Source organism: uncultured Corynebacterium sp. (assembly GCF_902782855.1).
Classification (GTDB): Bacteria; Actinomycetota; Actinomycetes; order Mycobacteriales; family Mycobacteriaceae; genus Corynebacterium.
On the sequence record NZ_CACZOO010000347.1, the window covers coordinates 1 to 6,684 of the forward strand.

Annotated in this window: 4 protein-coding genes and 1 tRNA gene; 4 read left to right on the forward strand and 1 reads right to left on the reverse strand. The window is 70.8% G+C overall.

Going from position 1 to position 6,684, the window contains the following annotated elements:
* The 4 genes from QZV72_RS14065 to QZV72_RS14080 all read left to right on the forward strand — a co-directional run.
* On the forward strand, positions 1–1,082 hold a 1,082-nt coding region (locus QZV72_RS14065), incomplete at its 5' end, for a DEAD/DEAH box helicase (protein ID WP_297009304.1).
* On the forward strand, positions 1,075–2,214 hold the full coding sequence (locus QZV72_RS14070) for an SWIM zinc finger family protein (RefSeq protein WP_297009305.1): 1,140 nt from the start codon (positions 1,075–1,077) through the stop codon (positions 2,212–2,214). The genes QZV72_RS14065 and QZV72_RS14070, both read left to right, overlap by 8 nt.
* Positions 2,207–3,469: a metallophosphoesterase gene (locus QZV72_RS14075; RefSeq protein ID WP_297009306.1), complete on the forward strand. Its 1,263-nt coding sequence runs from the start codon at positions 2,207–2,209 to the stop codon at positions 3,467–3,469. The genes QZV72_RS14070 and QZV72_RS14075 overlap by 8 nt, the downstream gene beginning before the upstream one ends.
* 3 nt (positions 3,470–3,472) lie before the next feature.
* A complete protein-coding gene (locus QZV72_RS14080; protein ID WP_297009307.1) occupies positions 3,473–6,199 on the forward strand; it encodes an AAA family ATPase in 2,727 nt (908 codons plus the stop codon).
* A 194-nt stretch (positions 6,200–6,393) separates the two neighbouring features.
* Here QZV72_RS14080 and QZV72_RS14085 read toward each other — a convergent pair.
* Positions 6,394–6,466 (reverse strand) — tRNA-Arg (locus QZV72_RS14085).
* Positions 6,467–6,684 lie beyond the last annotated feature (218 nt).

Below are 6,684 nucleotides of genomic sequence, written 5' to 3' on the forward strand. Positions count from 1 at the left end.
CGGCGAAGGCCTTCCACAACGCGATCGGTTCCCAGATCGAGCGGGACCGGGACCCCGAGGATGTTGAACGGCTCCACCGGCTGGTCGACCCGTTCATACTGCGCCGGGAGAAGACCGACGCCTCGCTGGACCTGGGGCTGCCGGAGAAGCGGGAGTTCATCGACCCGGTGTCCCTGACCGCCGAGCAGGCGGCGCTCTACGAGGCCTACACCACCGACATCGAGGCCCGGCTGGCGGACAGCCGCAGTGACCGGCGCAGTGGTCTGGTACTCACCGCGCTGACGCACTTCAAGGAGATCTGCAACCACCCGGCGCACTTCAGCGGTGACGGGTCCGGGATCCGCAAGGACGGTCGGCACCGCTCCGGCAAGGTTGAACGGCTCTACCGGATCGTCGCCGAGGCACTGGAGCAGGACCGGCGGGTGCTGGTGTTCACCCAGTTCCCGTCGTTCGGCCGGATGCTGGCCCCGGACATGGAGGGCGTGTTCGGCATCGAGGTGCCGATGCTCCACGGCGGGCTGAGCCGTAAGGCCCGGGCGACACTGGTCGACCGGTTCCAGTCGGAGGACGGCCCGAGGGTGATGATCCTGTCGACCCGGGCCGGTGGCACGGGGATCACCCTGACCAGGGCCAGCGTGGTCGTGCACGTCGACCGGTGGTGGAACCCGGCGGTCGAGGACCAGGCCACCGACCGCGCCTACCGCATCGGTCAGGGCCAGGATGTCCGCGTCCACAAACTCATCGCCGTGGGTACGCTCGACGAGAGGATCAACGATATTCTCGGTGCGAAGCGAGACCTGGCCGGTGACGTGGTCAGCGCCGGGGAGAGCTGGCTGACGAGGATGGACGACGCATCACTCAAGGACCTGTGGCGGCTGGGAACCTCCACCTCCGACCGCCGGTTCGGCACCGGTGGACCGGAGGGCGAGGCGGCGTTGCGCGAGGCGATGGACAAGATCGCGGACAACTGGGCGGCGTTCCGGGCCGACCTGCAGGACAGGTACCCGGTCAAGGACAGTGACCGGAACGACAGTGACCGGAACGACAGTGACCGGAACAGTGAGGAGGATGACCGTGGCTGAGGAGAAGAACTCCGGTCGCCGGCGTCGGCTCGGCACCCCGAAGCCGGAGTGGGGCGACAACGTCATCGAGGCGGACTTCGGATCCCGCAACCGGCGCTCCCGGGGCCGGGACGCCGCCGGCGACGCGCCCCCGGACCTCTATGACCCGGACGGTCGGCTGGGGCGCACCATCGCCGCACAGCGGTCAGCCCGGACCTCCGCAGCGGAGGCGGAGAAGCGGCGGGCGAAGGCGACGTCACAGCGTGAGCAGCGCGACGTGTCCGCCACCGAAGGGTGGGCCGGGCGGACCATCCTCGACACAGTGGGCGCCGGTGCTGACACCGCACGGCGCGCACGTGGGCGCACCTACGCCCGTGACGGGAAGGTGCTGCGGCTGGACCTCGACCTCGGTACGGCCGGTGCGTTGGTCTCCGGGACACAACTGGAGCCGTTCGAGGTGTCGCTGCGGTGGCGCCCACTGTCCGAGAACCAGGTGATGTACATCCGCGGCGAGTGCCTGGAGCACCCTGACAACCTCAGTCGGCTACTGGCGGGGCGTGAGCCGCGCCGGGACGTGGCTGCGGTGCTCCTGAGCCCGGGGAGTTTCCGCGACTCCTGGTGCACCTGCCCGGACCGCGCCGGGATGTGCAAACACCGGATCGCGGTGGCGCACGCCGTGGCCGACCGTTTCACCGCTGATCCGGTGGCCTTCCTCGACTGGCGAGGGATGGACACCCGGGCGCTGATCGAGGAGGTCGGGGAGCGGGAGAGGCGGCGAAACCCTGAGGTCGTGGAGATGCAGCGGCGTGCGGTGGGGACGGAACCGTCCGGGCGACGGAAGGGCGGCCGGGAGGAGCGTCGGGAGTCCGAGCAGGTGCGCTACGGTGCCGCCGAGTTCTGGGGTGACCTGTCCCGGCTGCCGGGGTGGGAGCCGATGGCGGACGAGCCCGGTCTGGAGCTCGGCGACCAGGCGACCCGGAACGCGGTGGTGCGCAAGGTCAGCTGGAACACGGTGGACCAGTTGCGCGTCCTCGACGAGCTGGAGAGCTGCTACCGGCTGCTGACCGGGGAAGACGAGAAAGTATACGACACTGTGTTCGATAAAGAGCCGTGGCTGTCCGGTCCGTCCGGAAGAATCGGTGACCATGACTGACACACCACGCCCGGCGGTGCCGCCACAGCTGCCGCCGCACACCGTCCGGATCCTCCACACCTCCGACTGGCAGCTCGGGATGAAGCGCTGGTTCCTCGGCGATGAGGCCGGCCCCCGCTACCAGGAGGCACGTCTCGCGGTCATCGAGCGGATGCTCCGGCTCGCCGTCGACCGGTCCTGTGACGCCGTCGTCGTCGCCGGGGACGTCTTCGACGACAACCTCGTCGACAGCCGGACCTGGCGTCGGGCGGTTGATGTGCTCCGGGCCTCCCCGGTGCCGGTGTTCCTGCTGCCCGGCAACCACGACCCCTACGATCCGGCGAGCATCTACCGGGATCCGGTGTTCGACGGACTCTCGCCGACGGTCCGCGTCCTCACCGACACGACCCCGCGGCAGGTGCGTGCCGCGGCGGACGGCGGGCCCGGTCTGGAGATCATCGGCGCACCGCTGCTGTCGAAGTACATGAGCGCCGACCCCGTCGCCGGGGCACTGCGGGACATCCGGGACGGTGCCGGTGGTGCCTCTGATCGGGACGCGGCGACGGTCCGCGTCCTCGTCGGTCACGGCGCGACCTCGTCATGGTCCTCGACCGACGACCCCGCGGTCATCGACGTGGACGCGGCGGCGCAGGCCTGCCGTGACCGGGTCGTGGACTACGTCGCCCTGGGGGACACCCACTCCGCGGTCGACCTGCACGCGGACGGGACGGTCCGCTACTCCGGCAGCCCCGAACCCACCGACTTCCGCGAGGAGGACGGCGGGGGAGAGGCGCGCTCCGGGTTCGCGCTCGTCGTCGACATCACCGTCGACCCTGATGCGGCCGGCCGCCCGGCGACGGTCACGGTCGACGAGGTACCGGTCGGGACCTGGCACTTCCTCGCCCTGCAGGCGGAGATCAACTCCGGGGAGGAGATCTCCGAGTGGATCCGTCGGCTGGAGTCGCTGCCGGACAAGCGGACCACGGTGGTGAAGTACGCGCTGACCGGCACCGTCGACCTGGCGGCCGGGGCCAGGCTCGACCGGGAACTCGCGGCGCTGGTCCCGTCCTTCGCCGCGCTCTACCCCCGGGAACGCCTGATGGACCTGCATATCGTCCCCGATGACGGGGAACTGGCCGACGCCCACTGGCCGGGGGCCGTCGGTGAAGCGTCACGCGCTCTGGTGGCGCGCGCCACCGGGGGGGACGCGACCGCCCGTGACGCCCTGCGTCTGCTCTACCGGCTCTCCGCTGATCAGCCCGGGAAAGGGAACTGACACATGCTCATCCTCCACTCCCTGACCCTCGACCACGTCGCCGGGGTCGACCACGCCCACCTGGAACTGCCGGAGACCGGCGTCGTCGTCGTCCACGGCCCCAACGAGATGGGGAAGTCCACTCTCCTCGCCGCCTTCGATCTGCTGCTCTCCGATACCGGGGTCAACTCGAAGGCCGGCCGGGTCCGGGCGCTCAAGAGCGCGACCGAGGACGTCGCGACGACGGTGTCCGCCGAGATGACCATCGCCGGGTACCGGCTCGCCATCCGCAAGAGCTTCAACAAGAGCAGTGGACGTTGCGAACTCACTGTCACCTCGCCGCGGCCGGAGAACCTCACCGGGCGTCAGGCCGCAGAGCGGTTCGGTGAGCTTCTCGCCGAGGGGGTGGACACCACACTCGTCAAGGCCCTGACCATAAGACAGGGCGCGAGCCTCGACATCCTTGCTGCCACCGGGATCCCCAGCCTGGAACAGGCGCTCGGCGGGGACGCGCCCGACGGTGCCGGGATATCCGGCGGCGGTTCCGCGGAGGACGGGGCGGCCGCTCTCATCGGCAGGATCGCCGACGAGTACCAGCGGTACTTCACGCCCGGTGGCAAGGCTTCCAAGGAGCTTGTGGCCGCCGAGAAGTCACTGGCAGAGGCGACGGAGGACCATCAGGCGGCGACCGGACGCTACTCCCAGGCGCAGAGCCTGATCGCCGAACTGGAGCAGCTCACGGCGGAGAAGGCTACCGTGGCGAAGCAGGAGCCGGTGGCGGTCGAGGCCGCCACCGGGGCGGAGCAGGCACTGGTGGAGGGCCGCGCCGCCGTCGCCGAACTGGACGGTCTGCGCAAGGCCGTCACCGCCGCCGCCGGGGTGCGCGACCTCGCCGACCAACGTGCCCGGGTCCGCGGGGACCGGGTGTCCGACCTCACGGACGCGGAGAAGACCGTGGCAGAACTGGACGAGGCGGTGCGGGAGGCCGCGGCCGCCGCCGAATTGGAGGCGCAGACCACCGTCGGCCTGCAGGAGAAGCTCGGCGTCGTTCGTCGCAGGTCCCGGGTCGCCTCGGCGTGGGTGGCACGGGTGGAGGCCCTGGACCGGCGGCGGGCCGCCGAGAAGCGGGCCGGTGAACTGACCGACCGGATCACTGCCGCCACGGACATCGCCGACGAGGTCCGTGAACTGGGTGGCGAGGTGGAGGACAACCCGGTGACGGACGCTGTTCTCGCCTCCCTCAGGGCTGCGGACGCCACCCTGTACCAGGCCGTCTCCGTCCGTGATGCGGTGGCGACCACCGTGGAGGTCGACGGCCCGGACGGTGCGGCCGTCACCGTCGGCGGAGAGTCCCGTGACCTGCGTGAGGGGTCGACGACCGTGCACGTCACAGGGCGTCAGGAGATCGGGCTCGGCGACTGGACCGTCACCGTCACTCCGGCCCGGGACGTCCGGGAGGTGTCCGAGGACGTCACCCGGGCCCGGGCGGAACTCGACCGTCTGCTGGCCGCCTCGGGTGTCGGGGACCTGGCCGAAGCTGAGGATGTTGCGGCGCAGCGTCAGACGGCGACGGAGCGGCACCGGGAGGCGGTGCTCCGGCTGACCCAAATCACTGGCAGCGCCACCGTCGAGGACCTGCGGGCGCAGCGGGACCGGGAGTCCGCCGAGGCGTCGAGGTTCGGTTCCCGGGCGGACGAGGCCCTGGCGCAGGTCCGTGCCGAGGACCCTGAGGGTGTCGTCGACCTGGCCGGCGTTCCGGCTGTGGTCGGTGACGAGTCCGGTGAGGTCGGTGAGGTCTCAGCGACCGCGGCGGACCTGACCGCGGTGGCGGACGCCGCCGTGCGTGAGGCCGACCGGATCCAGGAGGACCTCGACCAGGTCATGCGTGCCGGCGCGGCGGTCCGCCTTGAAGGCCGCCGGGCGGAACTCGAGCGGGCGACCGCCGGCCGTGACCGACTCGCCGCAGCGCTCGCCGCGGACCGGGAGAACCGGGATGACGATGCCCTGGCGAACGATGTCGCCGAGGCCACCACCGCACTGGCCGGGGCACAGGAGGCCCTGGCCGAGGCTGAGGAGCGCACCGGTGTCATCGACCTGCAGACCCTCACCAGTCTGGTTGAGGGGGCGGCGGCGCGCGTGCGCCGACTGCGGGAGCGCGCCGAGGAGGCCGGGCATTCGGTGTCCCGGGTCACCGGTGCGCTCGGTGAGCACGCCGGTGTCGCCGACGAGGTGGAGAACACCCGGATCGCCCTGCAGCGCGCCGAGCGTGCTCACCGGCGTGTGTCGGCGCAGGCGGAGGCCGCCGCACTGCTCTACCGGGAGGTGCAGGACGCCCTCGCGCGGGCGAGGGAGCGCTACGAGGCTCCGCTGCGGGCCACGGTTGAGAAGCTGGCGCGCACCCTCTACGGTGCGCCGGTGCACTTCGAGTTCGGGGACGACCTCAGCCCGGCCCGCCGCTCCCTGGACGGGGTCACCCTCGACACCACCCAGCTCTCCGGTGGCGCCCGGGAGCAGATCTCCGTGCTGACCCGGCTGGCGGTCGCCGACCTCGTCGGCGGGGGAGACGCGGTGCCGGTGTTCATCGACGACGCCCTGGGTTTCTCCGACCGTGGCCGGATCGACCGGATGAACGCCGTCCTCGACACACTCGGCCGTGACCACCAGATCATCGTGCTCACCTGCGACCTTGACCGGTTCGACGGTATCGCCGGAGCGACCCTGGTGCCGATGCGGCAGGTGCTGGCGCAATGAGAAGGGGGAGGGCGCGACGACGGTGACGACGAGCGCCTGCGGCGGGTGCGGGGCATACCGGGCCGCCGGGTGTCCGGATATCCCTGAGGTTCACCGCCGTGGCTGGCCTGATCCGTGACGATGAAGGGGCAGGTGGGGAATCCGCCGGAACGCGAAAAACCGCACCTCGGTAGAGGTGCGGTTGATCTGTAGCGTGCCCCCGAGACGATTCGAACGTCCGACCGCTGGTACCGGAAACCAGTGCTCTATCCCCTGAGCTACGGAGGCAATGACGATGACTATAGCACCGCGCGACCCCGCGACCGCAAACCGCCCGATGACACCGGTGTAACACCCCGTCCACCGGTTCGCTGCGGTCGCCTACGTTCCGCGTCCGGCTCGTTGGTAGTCTCGTCCACTGTGACTCCTGCTGATCTTTCCGTCCTCATCTCCGGTGCCGCCCGCACCGTGCTCACCGACCACGGCTTCGACCCCTCCGTCGTCCC

Excerpts from the sequence above, each read along its gene's own strand:
- QZV72_RS14075 (WP_297009306.1), top strand. The coding sequence starts at position 2,207 with ATGACTGACACACCACGCCCGGCGGTGCCGCCACAGCTGCCGCCGCAC.
- QZV72_RS14080 (WP_297009307.1), top strand. The coding sequence starts at position 3,473 with ATGCTCATCCTCCACTCCCTGACCCTCGACCACGTCGCCGGGGTCGAC.